At 36.9% G+C, this 19,915-nt stretch carries 17 protein-coding genes and 2 riboswitches; of the genes, 9 read left to right on the top strand and 8 right to left on the bottom strand.

Going from position 1 to position 19,915, the window contains the following annotated elements:
* The first annotated feature begins 1 nt into the window (after position 1).
* The 3 genes from ACTSKG_RS11230 (at position 2) to ACTSKG_RS11220 (ending at position 4,676) form a co-directional block, all read left to right on the top strand.
* Positions 2 to 829, top strand: a complete 828-nt coding sequence (locus ACTSKG_RS11230) for an undecaprenyl-diphosphate phosphatase (RefSeq protein ID WP_464754711.1) — start codon at positions 2 to 4, stop codon at positions 827 to 829.
* A 114-nt stretch (positions 830 to 943) separates the two neighbouring features.
* Positions 944 to 1,121, top strand: a riboswitch (cobalamin riboswitch).
* 278 nt (positions 1,122 to 1,399) lie between these two features.
* Positions 1,400 to 3,625, top strand: coding sequence for a ribonucleoside-diphosphate reductase subunit alpha (locus ACTSKG_RS11225; RefSeq protein ID WP_464754710.1), 2,226 nt, complete (start codon positions 1,400 to 1,402; stop codon positions 3,623 to 3,625).
* Positions 3,626 to 3,638: 13 nt separating this feature from the next.
* Positions 3,639 to 4,676, top strand: coding sequence for a ribonucleotide-diphosphate reductase subunit beta (locus tag ACTSKG_RS11220; RefSeq protein ID WP_464754709.1), 1,038 nt, complete (start codon positions 3,639 to 3,641; stop codon positions 4,674 to 4,676).
* Positions 4,677 to 4,880: 204 nt separating this feature from the next.
* Here the strand turns inward: ACTSKG_RS11220 and ACTSKG_RS11215 are convergent, their stop codons facing one another.
* The 6 genes from ACTSKG_RS11215 to ACTSKG_RS11190 all read right to left on the bottom strand — a co-directional run bounded on the left by ACTSKG_RS11215 (position 4,881) and on the right by ACTSKG_RS11190 (position 9,494).
* Positions 4,881 to 5,249 carry a VOC family protein gene (locus tag ACTSKG_RS11215; protein ID WP_464754708.1) on the bottom strand — a complete coding sequence of 123 codons (369 nt, stop codon included), beginning with the start codon at positions 5,247 to 5,249 and terminating at the stop codon, positions 4,881 to 4,883.
* Between the two features lie 445 nt (positions 5,250 to 5,694).
* Positions 5,695 to 6,195, bottom strand: coding sequence for a DUF1697 domain-containing protein (locus tag ACTSKG_RS11210; RefSeq protein ID WP_464754707.1), 501 nt, complete (start codon positions 6,193 to 6,195; stop codon positions 5,695 to 5,697).
* 35 nt (positions 6,196 to 6,230) lie between these two features.
* Positions 6,231 to 6,986, bottom strand: coding sequence for an energy-coupling factor transporter transmembrane component T family protein (locus ACTSKG_RS11205; RefSeq protein WP_464754706.1), 756 nt, complete (start codon positions 6,984 to 6,986; stop codon positions 6,231 to 6,233).
* Positions 6,967 to 8,343, bottom strand: a complete 1,377-nt coding sequence (locus ACTSKG_RS11200; protein WP_464754705.1) for an ABC transporter ATP-binding protein — start codon at positions 8,341 to 8,343, stop codon at positions 6,967 to 6,969. The genes ACTSKG_RS11205 and ACTSKG_RS11200 overlap by 20 nt, the downstream gene beginning before the upstream one ends.
* On the bottom strand, positions 8,330 to 8,911 hold the full coding sequence (locus ACTSKG_RS11195) for an ECF transporter S component (protein ID WP_464754704.1): 582 nt from the start codon (positions 8,909 to 8,911) through the stop codon (positions 8,330 to 8,332). Before ACTSKG_RS11195 ends, ACTSKG_RS11200 begins: the two co-directional genes overlap by 14 nt.
* Before the next feature lies 1 nt (position 8,912).
* Positions 8,913 to 9,494: a YkoF family thiamine/hydroxymethylpyrimidine-binding protein gene (locus ACTSKG_RS11190; RefSeq protein WP_464754703.1), complete on the bottom strand. Its 582-nt coding sequence runs from the start codon at positions 9,492 to 9,494 to the stop codon at positions 8,913 to 8,915.
* Positions 9,495 to 9,570: 76 nt separating this feature from the next.
* A riboswitch (TPP riboswitch) is annotated at positions 9,571 to 9,678 on the bottom strand.
* A 113-nt stretch (positions 9,679 to 9,791) separates the two neighbouring features.
* Here ACTSKG_RS11190 and ACTSKG_RS11185 point away from each other — a divergent pair.
* From ACTSKG_RS11185 to ACTSKG_RS11165, 5 genes are all read left to right on the top strand, one after another.
* Positions 9,792 to 10,787, top strand: coding sequence for a 2-hydroxyacid dehydrogenase (locus ACTSKG_RS11185; RefSeq protein ID WP_464754702.1), 996 nt, complete (start codon positions 9,792 to 9,794; stop codon positions 10,785 to 10,787).
* 235 nt (positions 10,788 to 11,022) lie between these two features.
* Positions 11,023 to 12,018, top strand: coding sequence for an ABC transporter substrate-binding protein (locus ACTSKG_RS11180; protein WP_464754701.1), 996 nt, complete (start codon positions 11,023 to 11,025; stop codon positions 12,016 to 12,018).
* Between the two features lie 117 nt (positions 12,019 to 12,135).
* A complete protein-coding gene (locus tag ACTSKG_RS11175) occupies positions 12,136 to 12,954 on the top strand; it encodes an ABC transporter permease (protein WP_464754700.1) in 819 nt (272 codons plus the stop codon).
* A complete protein-coding gene (locus ACTSKG_RS11170; RefSeq protein ID WP_464754699.1) occupies positions 12,951 to 14,177 on the top strand; it encodes a quaternary amine ABC transporter ATP-binding protein in 1,227 nt (408 codons plus the stop codon). Before ACTSKG_RS11175 ends, ACTSKG_RS11170 begins: the two co-directional genes overlap by 4 nt.
* A 283-nt stretch (positions 14,178 to 14,460) precedes the next feature.
* Complete coding sequence (locus ACTSKG_RS11165) at positions 14,461 to 16,515, top strand: bifunctional diguanylate cyclase/phosphodiesterase (protein WP_464754698.1); 2,055 nt, start codon at positions 14,461 to 14,463, stop codon at positions 16,513 to 16,515.
* Between the two features lie 292 nt (positions 16,516 to 16,807).
* On the opposite strand, the gene ACTSKG_RS11160 is transcribed toward ACTSKG_RS11165, so the two are convergent.
* Both ACTSKG_RS11160 and ACTSKG_RS11155 read right to left on the bottom strand, forming a co-directional pair.
* Positions 16,808 to 17,287 (bottom strand): methylated-DNA--[protein]-cysteine S-methyltransferase, encoded by a 480-nt coding sequence (locus ACTSKG_RS11160; protein WP_464754697.1) that lies wholly within the window; start codon positions 17,285 to 17,287, stop codon positions 16,808 to 16,810.
* 301 nt (positions 17,288 to 17,588) lie between these two features.
* Positions 17,589 to 18,008, bottom strand: coding sequence for a cupredoxin domain-containing protein (locus ACTSKG_RS11155; protein WP_464754696.1), 420 nt, complete (start codon positions 18,006 to 18,008; stop codon positions 17,589 to 17,591).
* 195 nt (positions 18,009 to 18,203) lie between these two features.
* Between ACTSKG_RS11155 and ACTSKG_RS11150 the strand changes: the two genes are divergently transcribed.
* On the top strand, positions 18,204 to 19,913 hold the full coding sequence (locus ACTSKG_RS11150; RefSeq protein WP_464754695.1) for an outer membrane protein assembly factor BamB family protein: 1,710 nt from the start codon (positions 18,204 to 18,206) through the stop codon (positions 19,911 to 19,913).
* Positions 19,914 to 19,915: the final 2 nt, after the last annotated feature.

Raw genomic sequence — 19,915 nt, 5'->3', positions numbered from 1 at the left:
TATGGAATTTTTAGAGTTAATAAAGGCATTAATATTAGGATTTGTAGAAGGTATGACAGAATTTGCACCTGTTTCATCCACGGGTCATATGATAATAGTGGATGATATGTGGCTAAAAACAGAAACATTTTTAGGAATGTATTCAGCAAATACATTTAAAGTTGTCATACAGTTAGGATCAATTTTAGCGGTAGTTGTGGTTATGTGGAAACGATTGTTTAGTTTAGTAGGACTATATAAAATAGAAACTGAGCAGTCGAGCAAGCAGTTCAATTTGTTACATGTAATCGTCGGAATGCTTCCTGCAGTTATTTTAGGATTTGCTTTTAAAAACTTTATTGATGATTATTTATTTCACGTAGAATACGTAATTATTAGTCTTGTGGCCGGAGCAATTTTAATGATTGTTGCGGATAAGTTTGGACCGAAAAAACCTTCCATTGTTAGTTTGGATCAAATTTCGTATGGGCAAGCGTTTAAAGTGGGCTTAGTACAATGTCTCTCTTTATGGCCAGGGTTCTCTCGCTCAGGAGCAACCATTTCCGGTGGGGTACTATTCGGGATGAGTCATAAAACAGCTGCAGATTTCACATTCATTATGGCTGTTCCTATTATGGCTGGAGCAAGTTTAGTTTCTGTATTGAAAAACTGGGAACAAATTAATATGAATGATATTGGATTTTATGCAGTAGGATTTATTAGTGCATTTGTATTCGCCCTTATCTCCATCAAGTTTTTCTTAAAACTGGTATCTAGAATCAAATTAGTGCCATTTGCGATCTATCGGATCGTGTTGGCTGTAGTGCTAGCAATCATCATATATATGTAAAAAAAGAGTGGGCAGGCATTTTTTATGTCTGCCTTTTGTATGTAGACTTTGTTCCTATGTACAACACCAAACACAATATGTTAGATTATATTAGTACATGAAACACAATATATAGTATGTGAACGATGAATTGGTACCTTTATGGTTTAAAAGGGAATTCGGTAAAAGCCGAAGCTGTCCCCGCAACTGTAAGTGTGGACAACTGTCGAAATAACCACTTCGAGCAATCGGGGGAAGGTCGACAGAAGGATGAAACACGAGCCAGTAGACCTGCCTCTCCATCGGTGAAGCAACACTTTCTTCGGGGGTTGAGAGGTGGGGGCGAAGGACTCTTTCTCAACAGATTGAAATGTCTTCTTGTTTCCTACTTTTTAAATGTGAGCGATGACTCAGCCGAAGAGGCTTGAGTCATCGCTTTTTTGTTTTTCAGGTGTGTGCACCACGCAATTGGTGTTGAGTACCGCATAACTTGTGTCGACCACCACATAACTGGGGTGAGAGCCACATAACCTGTGTCGACCACCACATAACCAAGTACAATCACCACATACATAAAGAGGAGGAGTTTACATGACAATAATTTCAAATACAACAAAACAAGAGGTATTACATAATCTATTAAAAGAATTTGGAGAGGATAATATTGCTCCACTTATCAAATCACATGAAAGATGGATGAAAAAGTTCCCAGAGGGGTCTACATCTGCTTGGTCCAAGTCAATGTCACTTGAAGCATTAAGCTTTTTAGATGAAACAGAAACTTATTGGACATTTGTTGCAGCTCGTATTCATTTAGCTGATTTATATGAAAAAGTAGCAGTACATAGAAAAACAACACCAGAAGCAGTTTACAGTAAGTTTGCAAGTAATGTACAAGCATTAGTTGCAAAAGGTTTGTATGACAAACGTATTAAAGAAGCATATTCTTTGGAGGAGCTACAACAATTAGCGGAAATAATTGAGCCAGAACGAGATTTTTTATTCACATATATTGGATTAAAAACATTACTCGATCGTTATGTAGCAAAAGACTTCGATAAATCGATTGTGGAACTTCCACAAGAACGTTGGCTAATCATTGCAATGACACTTATGAAAGATGAGAAAGAAAACCGTCTTGTTAAAATTAAGGAATCTTACTGGGCAATGAGTAATTTGTATATGACAGTTGCAACCCCTACACTTTCAAATGCAGGGAAGCCTCATGGACAATTGTCTAGTTGTTTCATAGACACGGTAAATGACAGTCTTCAAGGAATTTATGATAGTAATACAGACGTCGCGACACTATCAAAATTTGGTGGTGGCATCGGTGTGTATATGGGGAAAGTTCGAAGTCGTGGATCTTATATCCGAGGATTCGTTGGCGCTTCAAGTGGCGTACTTCCTTGGATTAAACAATTAAATAACACAGCAGTAAGCGTGGATCAGCTTGGTCAGCGTCAGGGGGCAATCGCTGTTTATCTAGATGTTTGGCATAAAGATATTTTCACTTTCCTAGATTTACGTTTGAATAACGGGGATGAACGTCTTCGTGCACATGATATTTTTACAGGTGTATGCTTACCAGATTTATTTATGGAAAAAGTGAATGAACGGGAAGAATGGCATTTATTTGATCCACATGAAGTTCGTCAATTAAAAGGCTATTCATTAGAGGATTTTTATGATGAAAAACGGGGAGAAGGCTCCTTCCGAGAGAAATATGAAGAGTGTGTATATGATAGCCGCTTATCTCGTGAAACTGTTCCGGCAATTGACTTGATGAAACGAATTATGCGTTCTCAACTAGAAACGGGTGTGCCATATATGTTTTACCGCGACGAAGTAAATCGTAGTAATCCAAACAAGCATGCTGGCATGGTGTACAGCAGTAATCTATGTACTGAAATATTCCAAAACCAAAGTGCTACTTCATTTGAATCAATTCAATTAGAAGATGACGTCATTGTGACTAAACGTAAAGCGGGCGATTTTGTTGTTTGTAACTTGTCATCTATCAATCTTGGACGAGCAGTTCCTGAAGATGTGTTGGAACGCTTAATTAAAATACAAGTACGCATGCTCGATAATGTGATTGATTTGAACATGATTCCTATTCCACAAGCGGAACGTACGAACGCTAGATATCGTGGGATTGGACTAGGGACATTTGGTTGGCATCATTTGCTTGCATTAAATAGTATCCGATGGGAAACGGACGAAGCAGTGGAGTTCGCAGACAAATTATATGAAAGAGTTGCCTACTTAACAATTCAAGCTTCCGTAGAGCTTGCGAAAGAGAAAGGGGCATATCCTTTATTTGAAGGGTCGGATTGGCAAACAGGAGCTTATTTTGAAAAACGTCAATACAAGAGCGAAGCGTGGAATGAACTGCGTGAGCAAGTTGCCGAAAGTGGAATCCGTAACGGCTACTTAATGGCAGTTGCACCTAATTCATCAACATCTATACTAGCTGGAAGTACTGCGAGTATCGATCCAATTTTCCAAAAATCATATTCGGAAGAGAAGAAGGATTACAAAATCCCAGTATCTGTGCCAGATCTTAATTCGGAAACGACTTGGTTTTATAAATCCGCCTATTTCATTGATCAACACTGGACTCTAAAACAAAATGCCGCTCGTCAACGTCATATTGACCAAGGTGTTTCATTAAATTTATACGTACAAAATACAATTAAAGCAAAAGAATTACTAGATTTACACTTAGATGCTTGGAACAGCGGACTGAAGACGACCTACTACGTTCGTTCTACTTCGGTTGAATTAGTTGATTGTGATTCTTGTTCGAGCTAAGGAGGAAATTTACATGCAGTTAGAAAAAAGAAAATTAATGGATAAAGAAGCACCGAATCGTTCAACAGGAATTGTTAACGGCCAAAGCTCAAATATATTAAACTGGGACGATGTACGTTTTAGTTGGGCATATCCAAAATATAAAAAAATGCTCGGAAACTTCTGGACGCCTTTTGAGATAAATATGAGTAATGATATTAAACAGTTCTCTCAGTTAAATGAAGCAGAGCGAGATGCATTTTTGAAAATAATTGGATTGCTTGCACTTTTAGATAGTGTACAGACAGACTTTGCTGGAAAAGTGGCCGACTTTTTAACCGATTCTAGTTTGAATGCACTTATGATCATTTTGGCACAGCAAGAAGTGATTCATAATCACTCCTATTCCTATGTGTTATCTAGTCTAGTATCAAAAGATGAGCAAAATCGTGTGTTTGATTTTTGGCGCACGGAGCCCGTTTTGCAAAAACGAAACGACTTTGTGTTAAAAGGATATGAAGAATTTGCAGAACAGCCAAACGTGGACAGCATGCTGCGCTCAATTGTTTATGACGTAATTTTAGAAGGACTATTTTTCTACTCAGGATTTGCCTTTTTCTATCATCTTGCAAGACATCAAAAAATGGTAGCGACAAGTACAATGATTAACTATATTAATCGGGACGAACAGTTACACGTCGATTTATTCGTAAAGATTTACCAAGAATTGTTGGAGGAATATCCGGAATACAATACACCTGAACGAGGTAAAGAAGTAGAAGCCATTTTCCGAGAAGCAGCACAGCTTGAAGTTGACTGGGCGCGTGAAGTTATTGGAGAGAAAATAGATGGTCTTGATGTAGAAGATGTCGAAGAATACATCTACTTTTACGCAAATGTGCGTTGCAACCAGCTTGGCTATGATCGACCATTCCCAGAGTATCGCAAAAATCCAATGAAATGGATCAAAGCCTACGAAGAAGTAGACTTAGGAAAAACCGACTTCTTCGAGCAAAAGTCCCGCCAATACGTAAAAGTGAATGTACAAGATAACGGATTCGATGATCTATAAAATCTTATTTTTGGGAATAGTTAGCTTAGGGAGACGGAATTGTTTACGAGAGCAACCACATCGGTAGTGAAAGCAATTAATAATATCGCGGAAGCAACCAATTTCACTAGTTGAGCAACCAAAGGAAGAATAGCCCCTTTTGTCATCGTCATATAACAAAAGTGTCGCATCCTTTCATTTAAATGAAAGGATGCTTTTATATGATTAGATCCATTCTAATATTTCTATCCGGTTGCCAAACGGGTCATGTACATAAATTCTATTTGCTCCGGGTAAATCGGTATCTACTATGAAGCTAACTTCATTGTTTGTTAAATGCATTTTCAGTGCATCTAGATTATCAACTTCAAATGCAGGATGCGCTTTTTTAGCGGGGGTAAATGGTTCTTCAATACCTATATGAATTTGGTAATTATTGAATTGAAACCATACACCACCTTTTTTTCTTAACGTCTCTGGCTTTTCTACTTCTTGAAAACCTAATATTTCACCAAAAAACTTCTTTGCTTCTGACTCCGAACCTTTAGGAGCAGCAAGTTGAACATGGTCGATTGATTTAAAAATAAATGCCATCGGGAATCCCCCTCCTTATTCCTTAATAGTTTAAGCTTATCGTAAAGAAGGACATTTGGAAATTTTATTGTAATTATGATTTAACATTAGAAATACTTATGATCTCTTTTAATCGGTCGAAAAAGAGGTACAATCGGTTGAATTAGTCCAAACATCGGTCGAATAATAGGCACAATCGGTCGAATTAGTCCAAACATCGGTCGAATAATAGGTATAATCGGTCGTATCCCATAAACAATCGATCGAAAAAGGTTTCTTAAATTAATACCGTGTAATTTACACCTAAATTTCAGTAGTAGTAGTCCAATAAATGGCAAAGGGAGACCAATTCAGCGGTAAGAGCAACTAATTCACTAGTGAGAGCAACCATCTCACCCACGAGAGCAACCAATTCCCCAATGAAAGCAACCAAATGGCATCCGCCTCTTTATAAGGCGGATGCCATTCACATTTTCAACACTATTTTATTCACCGTATTCTGGTTTCGCGCAGTAGATGTCATTCCAAGCTTCTTCTCAAAAAAATTATTCGTAAATTTGGTCTTATGATAACTTTTCGATAGATTAATAATGATATTTTTACGATTCCACACAACAAATTCATCCTCAACTAATTCACCGAGTAATGCATCTTGTTCATCCGAAATCTCATGCGCCAAAAACATAATATATACTTGATCTTTCAAGAAGATTGGATGTTGTTGAATCTCTTCCAACTCTTCTCTAGACCGAATAATAACCGGTATTTCAAAACCATATTTTTCAAGAAGCGCGGTCTCAATCGCAGACATATCATAAGCTGCATTATCAAAAATAACATTCCCCGTCTGAATATAAGTCTGCACATTTTCATAGCCCATATCTTCAAAAAGCGCCTTCAATGACTTCATATCTACTTTATTCCTCGCGCCTAAATTAATTCCACGAAGTAAAGCAACAAATGACATCCTCATCACTCCTCAGTTAATATCCTATTTCTATATTAACGAAGCCACAACTGATTCGTACAGCTTAAAACTAATACGAATAAAAATAAAACTATCATAACCACGTCCACTTTTCCGACAGAAATCACCAGGAAATAACTACTTCGCCGCTCTCCAGTAAACCCCCTTGCCTCCATCGCAAAGGCCGCACGCTCTGCTTTTCTAACAGCTCCGGCAAGCATGGGAATTAATACTCGACGAATGCCAAGAAGCCGCTGTAAGAAATTTTTATTGCTAGTTACTCCTCTTAAACGATGTGCTTGCTGAATATGAACAAATTCATCTTTTAATACAGGTAAAAATTGATAGCCAACCATCACGCCATATGCGATTTTTGGTGATAGTTTTAATTGTTGCATTAAGCTTAAAATGAATGTAACTGGATTTGTTGTCAATGCAAATAATAGAGACAAACTGGAAAATGCTAATACTCGAAAGCTCAAAGATAATGCATAATCCATTTGTATTTTAGTAATTTCTACTGTTCCAAACGACCAAATAACCGATCCTAGGTGATCTTTCGCGAATACAATAGTTGTCCAAAAGTAACCGAAAGCTGTAATAAAAAATGGAAGCATGAATAACAACCATTTCTTCCATTTAACCTGGCTACACAATAGCTGCAACAAAATTACACCAACCCAAAAAACAAGTGGCGTCCATGGATCAAAAAAGAAAGCCATTGTAAACATACAAACTGTAATCAATAAAAACTTTACCGAAGGATTCATCTTATGCAAAGCATTTTTCATCACATAACAATCCTTTCGGAGAAATTAAATGGTGGTCATGCAGCAGTTGTTCATTACTCCACACAGTATCAGCCTCAAACTTTCCAGACAAATGCCCATCATCCATTAATAAAATCGAATCGGCAATACCATATGCAAATTCCATATCATGGGTAACGATTAAAAACGTTGTTCCTTCACGAGCTCGATCATCAATTAATCGAAATAATTCAAGCAAAGCTATAGCATCCTGACCAGAAGTGGGTTCATCCATTAAAATAACGTCTCTCCCATCACAAAGCATTGCTGCAATGGCTACTCGACGCTTTTGACCGTGACTCACTGCAAAAGGGTGTGCGTCTGCTATAGGCAAGAGTTTTAGCCGAGTCATTATCTCATTGACATCACTTCCACCGCCATAAGCTACTTCATCCCGTACATTTTTCGTAAGAAATAAAAACTCGGGTGATTGCGGAACGTATCCTAGAAACTCAGGTTGAACAGTCCCGCTTGAAGGTATTAACCGACATAATGCTTTCAACAAAGTAGTTTTTCCACTACCGTTTGGACCAGCAAGAACAGTAACTTCTCCACGGTTTAAAGCAAAAGTGGTTTCATTTACAAAAGGCTTTGCTATTATTTTATTTACGACAAGTGAAGTTTCAACTTGTTTAGTACTTGTCCTTTTAACTGAAGAAACAGCATTGTCATTTGGAGCTAAAGGGATGCTTCTATCGAAAAAGTCCCCCCATAAATCCAATCGGTGTTCAATAGCAACAATCGTCATCCCCTGTTTTTTCTGCAACTGATCCAACCATTTGACATAGTTTTTTGCGGTAAATGGATCTAAATGAGAGATTGGTTCATCTAACAGCAAAATTTGAGGATCCATAATTAGTGCACAAGCAGTAGCAATCCGTTGTTTTTGACCACCGGAAAGATGTTGAATAACGGCATGTCGAAAATCACTTAAGTCTGTTAAAGCGAGCACTTTGTAAATCTTTTCGTCCATTTCATCTCGTGGAACTTGTAAATTTTCTAATGTAAAAGCAAGCTCTTCTTCTACCGTTTGCATACAAAACTGAGAATCAGGATCTTGGAAGACGGTTGCCACTCGGTGATTTATTTCCCCGGGAATGAATTTTGCACTATCTCGTCCAAATAAATTTATTGTCCCGGTCAAAACACCATCACAATTTTCAGGGTACAAACGATTACACAAATATAGCAGCGTAGTTTTTCCACAACCACTCGGACCAGTAATAACTACACGTTCGCCATTCCGAACAGAAAATGAAAAATCGCTCAATATCCATTTCTCCTCATCTGGATAACGAAAACTTACCCGTTCAAACTGAATGACATCATGCACGCACATCACCTTTTTTAGGACGTGAAATAGCATATCCTCGAAGGGAGCCAGTAACGAGCAGTCTATCAGACAGTGTCTTACCACCAACACCAGCAATCATTGCCCCGCTCAACATGCGAATCCCGAGCATTAATGCAATATATCCAGTGCTATACACCGAAAATCCGCCTAAAAAATAGCCGTACACGAAACTAAATACAGAAGACCCGACACCAGCAAGCATCAGCACCCACAAATCAAATCGCTTATAGCGCGTTGCCGCAAATACAGCTTCCGCACCTAAACCCTGAATGAGACCTGATAAAATTAATCTAGGACCAACCGCATTACCTAACAAAACCTCAATCGCAGCCGCAATTGTTTCCGAAACCACCGCCGCACCTGGCTTGCGAATAATATACATACAAATAATCGAAACGATAAACCAAATACCAAAAATCCATTCATAGGCAATTGGCCCGATAAATCCTGCCCAAATATTACCGACATGAAGGAACAATAAGTAGACAATCCCAAACACGACTGAAAATAAAGACATTAGAACAATTTCTTTTAATTTCCACGATTTCAACATATTAAAGACCTCCGTGCGAAGGGCTATTTATACTCATCGAAACGGTCATCACTAAATGCTTATGTTCCTCAGAACGTGCATGTGTAAATGTCTCTTCATAAAACTTGAACACATCGTGAATATCCCCATGAATACCACTTGCATAATGCATCGATTCATTGAAAACACCTCGTTCTTTTGCACGCTCAACTTCCCTATAAATAACATTCATATAATTTGGGTTATTCATCGGATAAAGTGCAAATTGAGATGACACATATTGCTTAGTCGTTTCTTTATTTGCAACTTCATCGCCTTTATCTAAATAGACATCTCCAGCTGAATCTCCAGGACAACCAGCAGAGAAGGTACCGGATAATGCAATATGAACACCGGTCTTAGCGGCATGTAGTGTAATTGCTTTTGCTACATTGAAAACATGCACCTGTTTCCCTCGAATCACGGTCGATACATCATCTGTATGCATCCAAACGTTCGAAGTGTCTGTTTCTTGAAGAGCTCCTTTAATAACTGAAATAAAATCATTGGTCATCGGATGCAAGGAAAAACGAAATCCGACAATTGGGCTTAAACCACATTGCATAATAATACCTCCTAAAATTTTTCATAAAAAAAGACTACATCCGTGAAGATGCAGCCACTTATCCAATAAAAAAATTCGGAAAGTCACCGCACTTCCTCACGCAGGTATTATCCTGATCGAGTAATAAGGGATCGGAGCTAAAAAGCTCTCATCACAGCCAAAGTGGGCACCCCTAGTGCAGAAAACGGTATGTAGTTTGTCAAACTGTTATAAAAACAATCTGATTTTTATGTGCCCTCAGTATACCCTATCAATTAAACCGTGTAAATGTAGTTGCAAAAATAGGTTCTTTCGTCCATGCTTGAGATATCAGAATATTTGGAGGTTGCAATTTTGGAAAAAATATTAATTACACGCAAGTTGCCAGATGAAGTAGTGAACCTATTAAAGGAGAAGTTTGAAGTAAAGATGTGGCACAGTGATGATGTGCAAATGTCTTATGAGGAATTACAATCGGAGGCAAAAGATGTTCATGCAATTTGGACAATGCTTTCTGATAAAGTGGATCGAGCACTAATTGAAAGTTTACCAAATCTAAAAGTTATTAGTAATCTAGGGGTTGGATATAATAATATCGATGTAGCGGCAGCAAAAGAGAATGGAATAATTGTGACGAATACCCCAGGAGTTTTAACAGAGACTACTGCAGATTTAGCATTCTCTTTACTTCTAGCAACTGCTCGTCGTGTTATGGAGGCCGAACGTGATCTTCGTGCAGGCCAGTGGAAGTCACGGTCACCAATGCAATATACAGGGATGGATGTATTTGGTGCAACCCTTGGTATCATTGGAATGGGGCGCATTGGTGAAGCAGTGGCAAGGAGGGCAAAAGGTTTTGATATGAACGTTCTTTATCATAATCGAACACGAAAAGTGGATGCTGAAATAGAGTTCGGATTTACTTATGCTGAGCTCGACACACTACTAGTGGAATCAGACTTTATCGTTCTGTTGACACCATTAACTCCTGAAACGAAGGGATTAATCGGTGAACGAGAGTTGAATCTAATGAAAAATACAGCAACTATTATTAACGTAGCTCGCGGTGGGGTCATTGACGAACAAGCCCTATACAATGCCTTAACGACGAATAAAATCTGGGCAGCTGGACTAGATGTATTCGAAGTTGAACCTGTGCCACTAGATCATCCGCTATTAACGTTACCAAACGTAACTGTCCTACCACATATCGGCAGTGCTACTATTCGCACCAGACTTGCGATGATGCAAATGAACGCCGAAGATATTCTAGCAGTTTTGGAAGAAAGAGAACCAAAAAATAGAGTAGTATAATATTGAGAAAATGCCCTAGTTGTCAAATAAAAGACAACATAGGGCTTTTTTGATGCTCAAATATGGATTAGCGGTATATCATTTGAACTAGCTTTATAACTATAGATTTCTGACTCAAAGAACGAAAAACTCAAGGCTTATTATCTATTAAATGATTAATTATATCAAAATAGGGTATAGAAGAAAGAAAAGGCCGTGCGTCTTTTATAAAAAGAGAAAAGGGGTAGAAGTTTAAATGAGAAAAATAGTGTTGTTTTTTTCTTTGTGCACGCTTTTAATGCTTTCTGCGTGTGGTAATGATTCAAGTAGTGAAAGTATAAAGGTTATTAAATTTGCCGATGCCGGATGGGATAGCATTCGTGTACATAATAGTATTGCGCAGTTAATAGTGGAAAAAGGTTTTGGTTATGATACTGAGGTCACAAGTGGAACGACTGCTGCTACTATACAAGCACTTGAACAAGGGGATATTAATGTCTATATGGAAATATGGTCGGATAATATTAAAGATGTTTACGATAAAGCGATTGATAGCGGAAAAGTTATTAAAGTATCTACAAACTTTGATGATAATTCACAAGGATTATATGTTCCAACTTACGTGATTAAGGGAGACCCTGAAAGAGGAATTAAACCAGTAGCCCCAGATTTGAAAACAGTAGAAGACTTAGCGAAGTATCCAGAGATTTTTCAGGATCCTGAAGATAAAAGCAAGGGGCGCATTGTCGGGGCACCATCTAGTTGGATTCTAAGTGAATATTTGGATACGAAACTCAAAACATACGGGCTAGATAAACAATATAATTACTTAGCACCAGGATCTGATTCTGCAATTGTTGCGGATTTAGCGGGTGCATATAAAAAAGGTAAACCTTGGGTCGGGTATTATTGGTCCCCAACTTGGGTTACTGCGAGTTATGATTTAACACTGCTTGAAGACAATCCTTATGATAAAAAAGTGTGGGATGAAAATAAAGGAACGGAATTTCCTCCAAATGATGTCGTCATTGCTGTGAATAAAGACTTACCAACACAAGCAAAAGATGTTGTAGATTTTTTAAGTAAATATCAAACTAGCAGTGAGTTAACAGAAAGCGCTCTAAATTACATGAATGAAACTGGAGCTGAACCAGAGGAAGCCGCACATTGGTGGATGGAAGAACATGAAGACGTTTGGACAGCTTGGGTGTCTGATGAAGTTGCTCAAAAAGTAAAAGCAGCTTTGAAGTAATAGGTCATGTTTACAAAAAATCTAGCCGAGAAATGTGAGGTGTCAGAGGCTGTGTAATCTAACAGTCTGAGACTTATGAAAGAATTTCCTAATATACGTTTACCAATAGGAAGTAGTGTGGAAAAATTTATTGATTTTTTAGCTGTAAACCTTGATGGTTTTTTTGATTTTATATTTGTTATTGCGTCCTCAATGATTAAAGGTTTGGAGACAGGTCTTCTTGCCATCCCTTGGTGGTTACTTATTATTGTTATATTCTCATTAGGATGGTATTTTACTTCTTTATACGGTGGACTCCTATTTGCTCTTTTTATGTTTCTAATTGGTACTTTTAATTTATGGTCACAGACGATGACCACTATATCGATTGTATTAATATCTGTTATTCTTTCTCTTGTTATTGGTATTCCTGCAGGAATTTTGACGGCGTTTAGCAAAACCATGTCAAAAATTATGCGCCCGATTTTAGATGCTATGCAAACAATGCCAAGTTTTGTGTACTTAATTCCTGTAATTTTCTTCTTTCCATTAGGGAATGTTCCAGCAGTAATTGCAACGATTATTTATGCTTTGCCACCTGTTATTCGATTGACAGAGCTCGGAATACGTAATGTTGACCAAGAGGTTATAGAATCTGCCCAATCGTTTGGTTCTTCTAGAAAACAAATGCTTATGAAGGTGGAGCTTCCACAAGCATTGCCAACCATTATGGCAGGTGTAAACCAGACTACAATGATGGCACTAGCGATGGCTGTTGTTGGATCGATGGTGGGGGCTCAAGGACTGGGGGAACGAGTACTATTTGCGATCAACCGAATTGATATTGCACTAGGTTTTGAAGCGGGAGTTAGTATTGTATTTTTAGCTATCATTATTGACCGAATTACAGGTGGAATCGCGAAGCGCATTCAGAAGCAAGGGAGGGATATTGAATGACAGTAAAACTAAAAATTGAAAATGTATCCAAGATATTTGGCCCTAGACCTAAAAAAGTAATTCCAATGATTCAAAGTGGTGTATCTAAAGAAGAGATTCTTGCAAAAACCAACCATACTGTAGGAGTCTATGATGCATCTATGGAGATTATGGAAGGAGAGACCTTCGTTATTATGGGGCTATCTGGAAGTGGTAAATCTACCCTAATCCGTTGCCTTAATTTATTGAATCGCCCAACATCAGGCGCTATTTATGTCGATGGAGAAAACGTCGTTGGTTATAATAAAAACCAACTAAAATATTATCGTCAGAAAAAAATTGCAATGGTATTTCAGCACTTTGGTCTATTTAGTCACCGAACGGTTTTAGAAAACATTGAGTATGGTTTAGAAGTGCGAGGTATGACCAAAATTGAAAGGCAAAAAATCGCACAAAAGCATTTAGAAACAGTAGGATTAAAAGGATACGAAAATCAATATCCTGATGAGCTTTCTGGAGGGATGCGACAACGTGTTGGTATAGCCAGAGCGCTTGCAAACGATCCAGATATATTATTGATGGATGAGCCTTTCAGTGCGCTAGATCCGTTAATACGAAGAGAGATGCAGTTAGAGCTCCTCGATATACAAAATAGGCTGCAAAAAACAATTATTTTTATTACGCATGATGTGAATGAAGCATTTAAAATTGGTGATCGTGTAGCAGTTATGAAAAATGGAAAAGTAGAGCAAATTGGTACACCAGAAGAGATTTTAGATAAACCAGCCAGTAATTACATTTCAGAGTTCATCCGAGACATCGATCGTTCTAAAATATTGCAGGCTGAAAATATTATGATGAAACCCCATGGCTTAGTTTCACTTAAAGATGGACTGAATGTAGCTGCAAAAGTAATGCGTGAAAATGGAATATCCAGTGCATTTGTAGCTGACCGAAAGCGGAAATTGCAAGGAATTATCACGATTGATCAAGCGATTGATGGGCTTAAGCAGAAAAAGACGTTACTAGAAGTGATGTCTACAGACGTGAAAACGGTTCGACCGGACGAATATGTACAAGATATTATTCCATATGTAATCGATTCAAAATATCCAATTGTTGTTACAGATGAGGACTTAACTATTAAGGGAATTATTCTTCGTGTTCATGTATTAGCAAGTTTGATAAGTGATAATACAGAAGGACAAATAGCAGATAATGATATAGGGAATTTAAAACAATAAAATAAATATTCAAGTCAAAAAAATACAAAAATTACGAGTTTCATAATAATGGCTTTTAGTTAAAAAATAGTTAATAAAAAAAGCCTATTGACCCGGATACTAATATAAAAATTGTTATAGTTACGATAACTGAGTGACTTTTTATTCACTAAATAAAAATAATATTAAAAAGGACTTTCGCAAATAATGCGAAAGTCCTTTTTAATTTAGGTGAACTTACCTTAAAATTTAATGGTTATATGATATAATTTTAGTATATTTCCCTATTAAAGGTAGTGATAAATTGCTTAATCATCCATTGCAAATTAATTTAATAGAAATACAAGCAGAATATTCTTTTCCTGCTGTTATCCTTTCTATTATTCTTGCATGTATTACTTCTTATACTGCATTACTGATGAATAATCGTGTTCAAAATAATAGTTTTATACATCGGAACTTTTGGTATGTGTTTGCTTCAATTACAATGGGATTTGGTATATGGTCTATGAGTCTTGTTGGGACGTTTGCTTTTTCCTTACCTATCGCCGTATATTACCATCATATATCTACTATTGTTTCAATTATACCGGCAATAGTCGCCTCTTTTCTTGCTTTTTACTTAGCAAATCAACCAAAAAAATCAATTTGGTATACATTTACCTTTAGTGTAATAATCGGAATCGGAATTTCAATATGTCACTTTGTAAGTATGATAGGAATGAGAACCGACGCAATTCATAGGTACAATCATAGCTTATTTGCTTTGTCCGTATTGATTTCCGTATTGATCCCTTTTCTAGCTAGTATTTCATTTTTTAAATTAAGAAGTTATTTAGAAGGTCGTCTACTTCATGTATTGATGGCAATTTCCTTAGGTGTGGCTATTTCCGGTACTTATTATACTAATATGGTCTCAACTAAATATTATCTTCCTAATAATTATTCACCTCGTCCTGGGAATTTTCAAATAATTAATATGGACTTATTTGTGGTGATTGTAACAATTGGTATGGTATTTCTTTTGATTTTTCTTCTATTATCAAGCATTATGGATAAGTATATAGAATATCGAGCGAGTTATTATGATGCTCTAACTAAATTGCCTAATCGCCGTTTGTTTGAGCAAAAAATAAAAAAAACGGAGTTCCCACAAAGTTTAGCTATTTGGCATTTACATGACTTGGAACTTGTAAATCGTGAGTTTGATTATCACTTTGGTGACAAGGTAATTCAACTTTTGTCCTTACGATTAAAAACACTTGTACCTTCCATGACAGAGCTTTATCGAATTGATGGACATCGCTTCGCATTTTTAACACACCATATAGATGGTGTAAATTATTTATCGACTGCGATGGAGAATGTAGCGGAATATCTGAGCAGACCTCTTATAATTGATAACTGTGAAATTAATATTCCAGCCGTTTGTGCTATATCAAGAGCAAACAATTTGAAAGAATCGATGGATATATTTACAAAAGCACAAGCTGTGTTAAATTACTCATCTATCGAATACAATTATGAAATTATCCATTATAATTCGACTATACATACGTATGCATTTGGACTTGAAATCGTAGAGGATATTGGACAGGCGATGGAGGAAGAAGAACTCTTTCTTGTATACCAACCAAAAGTAAACATCATTACCAATAAAATCATTGGAGTTGAAACATTGCTACGGTGGAAACATCCAACATACGGATTTCTATCACCAGGAGTATTTATTCCTATACTAGAAGAAAATAATCGAATGATTGAAGTTACCAATTGGGTTATTGAAAAAGTTTGTCACCAAATATCTATGTGGAGAAAAGAAGGAATTTCATTTCGCCAAGTGGCTATCAATATTCCAGGACAATATGTCACATCCAATCATTTGTTAGATGTTTTAAAGTCTAAACTGAATAAATATAAACTCGAACCTAATTTGTTGGAACTAGAAATTACAGAAACGAGCTTTGTTAAAAATATTGAGGAAGCAATGAGAGCAGTTAGTACTTTCCGTCAAGAAGGTTTTTCGGTGGCACTAGATGATTTCGGAACGGGAGTATCGTCGTTATCCTATTTAAAAAAAATGCCTATTTCTACATTGAAAATAGACAAGTCTTTTATAGATGATGTTCCACAATCTGAAAAGGATTCGTCTATTATTCAAGCAATTATAGCATTAGGGGAATCTCTAGATTTAGCTATTGTATTTGAAGGAGTCGAAACGAAGAGACAAGTCGACTTTTTAGCAACAACTTGTGAAAATCCAATTATTCAAGGATACTATTTTGCCAAGCCGATGAAAGCAGATGAACTAGTAGAGTGGAATAACGCATTTGAACACACAGCTAAAACTCTAGCCTAAAGATAATCGCCTATCCACTATGGAGAGGCGGTTTTTTAAGATATATTGCACATGGTTTGGGTAATTAAAGACAAGTCCCTCCTTATGCGGATACAATTTCGGATGCTACGCAATTCTTTATTATTGCGCATATGAATCGGAATGTTGCGAGTAGCTCATCCGATATTGCGAAAATTGCTCTTAATGTTGCGAGTCATGGACAAAATGTTGTGTGTAACTTTACTAATCGATACAATCTATTTTCTTGTAGCCCCACGATCGCTTAAACGCTTTTATTAGTGAACAGTCAGATTTACTTCTTAAATCTCTGTTCATGACTAAGCAACCATTCTTTCCTCCATAGGCCACCTGCATAACCAGTTAATTTACCATTTGAACCAATAATACGGTGACAAGGAATTACAATACTTAGCTTATTTTTACCATTTGCACTTCCTACAGCGCGAATTGCTTTTTCATTTCCAATAGCGACGGCAATGTCCTTATAGGATCCAGTTTCCGCATAAGGAATCGTTGTCAATGCATTCCAAACAGTTTTCTGAAATTCGGTACCTACATTAATATAGGGGAATGAAAATTCCTGACGTAAACCACTAAAATAGTCATCCATTTCATGATAGCAATTCTGAAGTACATCAGGAGTATCCTTAGTCAACTGATGAGTAACTACTTCTTGATCGGCAAACATAATGGAACTTATTGCTTCTTCCGTACCGACAATCTCTAACACTCCAATAGGGGTTGGATAATCAACTTGAAAAAGTTTGCTCATGTGAAAACCTCCGTCTTCGTAAATTCTTTAGTTTTAATTATAAACTAAAAGATTCTTTAATGCGGAATTACAAAAAAAGACAACAGGTTTTGGGAATGGAAAAAATGACCGGCGGACCTCGCATGAAGCGTAGGATGGCATTGAAAAACTAGCGTGTATTCTTTTTAGAAAATCGTTGTAAATATGGAGAGGAAGCTGTTTCAATGATTTTCCTACTTTTAATTTTATAAAAAAGACTGCAGGCAAACTCAATTTTTTCGAGTTTGCCTGCAGTCTGAGAGTTGGAGTTCAATAGAACTAATTATTCTACGATTAATTTACCAGCCATTTTATCATGTCCTACACCACAAAGAAGAGAGCAGTAATAATCAAATTCTCCAGCTTTATCTACTACGAATTCAGTTGTTTCTCCACCTTTGATATCTACATTATATTCATCAATACCAATACCATGGGCACCAGCGTCATTTACAAGTGTAAGTTTTACAGTGTCGCCAACATGAGCTTTAATTTCTTTGACATCAAATTCAAAGTTTTTTGCATTTACAGTAGCTTCTACTACGTTACCAGTAGGTTTTACAGTAGCTTCTTCAGAAGTAGTTGTGTTGTCAGTTGTAGTACCTTCAGTTGTTTTATCTTCGCTAGATTTATCTGATCCACAAGCAGCTAGAGCAAATACTAGTAGGGATAAGATTACTAGACTAAATAGTTTGTTTTTCATTATGTTATACCTCCATTTGTTATAAAATACTATTTAACTATAGATATATATTTTAAAAAATTCAACTAAAAGGTTTCGTGTTATAATATTCAATGTAAAGAATTAATGTAAGTAAACTTTTAACTTTAAAATTTTGTTCTTAAGTGGTAATATTGCTTATTGGAGTAATAAAAAAACAATAGGAGGTTATTTGAATTGAACAAAATATTAAAATACGGTTCAGCGTTATTAGCTGCTTCCCTTATGCTTGCTGCATGTTCTGATGACAATGCGTCAAAAACAGATAAAGAAAAGAACAACGATAAAAAATCAGAAGATGTTAGCTATAAGAACTTCTCGAACTTTGGATATGATCTTCAACTTACAAGACATGTACCTTTCGAAGGAATCACAAAGGATAATGTAAAGGATTTAGGTGTTGTTTGGAGTAAACAGTTTAAAGAATTGAACAAAGATATTCCAAATGGTAACCAAAACTTTCCAATCATTGTAGACGGAATAGCATATGTATCTACTAGTTCCAACTATGTATTTGCTTTTGATGCTTTAACAGGTGATGTAATTTGGGAATGGACTCCTCCAGCAGAAGTACTAGAAACAATTAAACGCACAGGTATGCCATCATCTAACCGTGGTGTTGCTGTTGCAGATGGTAAAGTATTTATGATTACTGCGGATGTTGGTTTAGTTTCTATTGACCAAAAAACTGGGAAAACGGTTGACTTCGTTCATGTGAGTGATTTCTTCCCAGAAATAACAACTGATAATGGATACTATGAAACTACTGCACCTGTTTATTTTGACGGAAAAATCTTAGTCGGTAGCTCAGGTGGAGATAACGGTGTACGTGGATTCGAAATGGCTTTTAAATCTAGTGATTTAACACCAGCTTGGGATGAACCTTTCTGGACAGTACCTCCAAAAGGAGAAGACTGGTTATCTGATGGTCTTTTTGGCGGAGGCGGAGCAGTTTGGATGCCACCAAGTGTTGATCCAGATACTGGTTTAATGTACATTTCTGCTGGTAATCCAGCGCCTGACTTCTACGGAGCAAAACGTCCTGGTGAAAATCCACATACAAACTCAGTAATCGCTATTAAAGCGGATACAGGTAAAATGGTATGGGCGCAACAACAACAATCTCATGACCTTTGGGATTACGACACTGCGGATAGCCCGTCTATCTTTAATGCAAAAATAGATGGAAAAGAACGCAAACTTGTTGCTGTAGGAACAAAAGGCTCAGAATGGTTTGCTTATGATGCAGCTACTGGTGAACCTGTTTACAAAAACGTAGCTTTCGGTAAAATCGATCATCCAGAACCAACAGAAGAAGGAGTTCTTGTATACCCTGGTGTTTTAGGTGGACAAAACTATGCTCCAGATACATTTGATCCTAAGTTAAACTTAGTGCTTATTCCTTCTATTGAAGAGCCAAGCATTATGAAATCAGCTAAAAATGAAGAAGAAGCAGTAACAAATGATTTGTCTGAATTCTTCGGTGCAAAAGCAATGGGTACATCATATGTTCCAGATGCTAACATAAAAGGATTTGGTAGAATTTCTGCTATTGACTTAAATACCGGAAAAATTGCTTACCAAGTTGAAACTGAACAACCAATGCGTGGTGGATTAACTAGTACAACAACTGGTCTAACTTTCTACGGTGAATTAAGTGGTAAAATTAATGCTATTGATACTGCGACAGGTGAAAATGTTTGGGCTTTCCAAACTACAGGTGAATCTATTTCAGCAGCACCTTCTATTTTCGAAGTCGACGGTAAATCATACATTATGATTACTTCAGCGGGATCTAAGCCACAAATCTTCGTATTCGCTCTAGGTGGAGATAAAACTCAAGGTGAAGCTGGCAAAGGTGCAAACGCAAATCCTCACTCCAAATAAGA

It is taken from the genome of Psychrobacillus syltrankelensis, from assembly GCF_055454035.1.
This window is presented reverse-complemented; position numbering and strand designations above follow the sequence as displayed.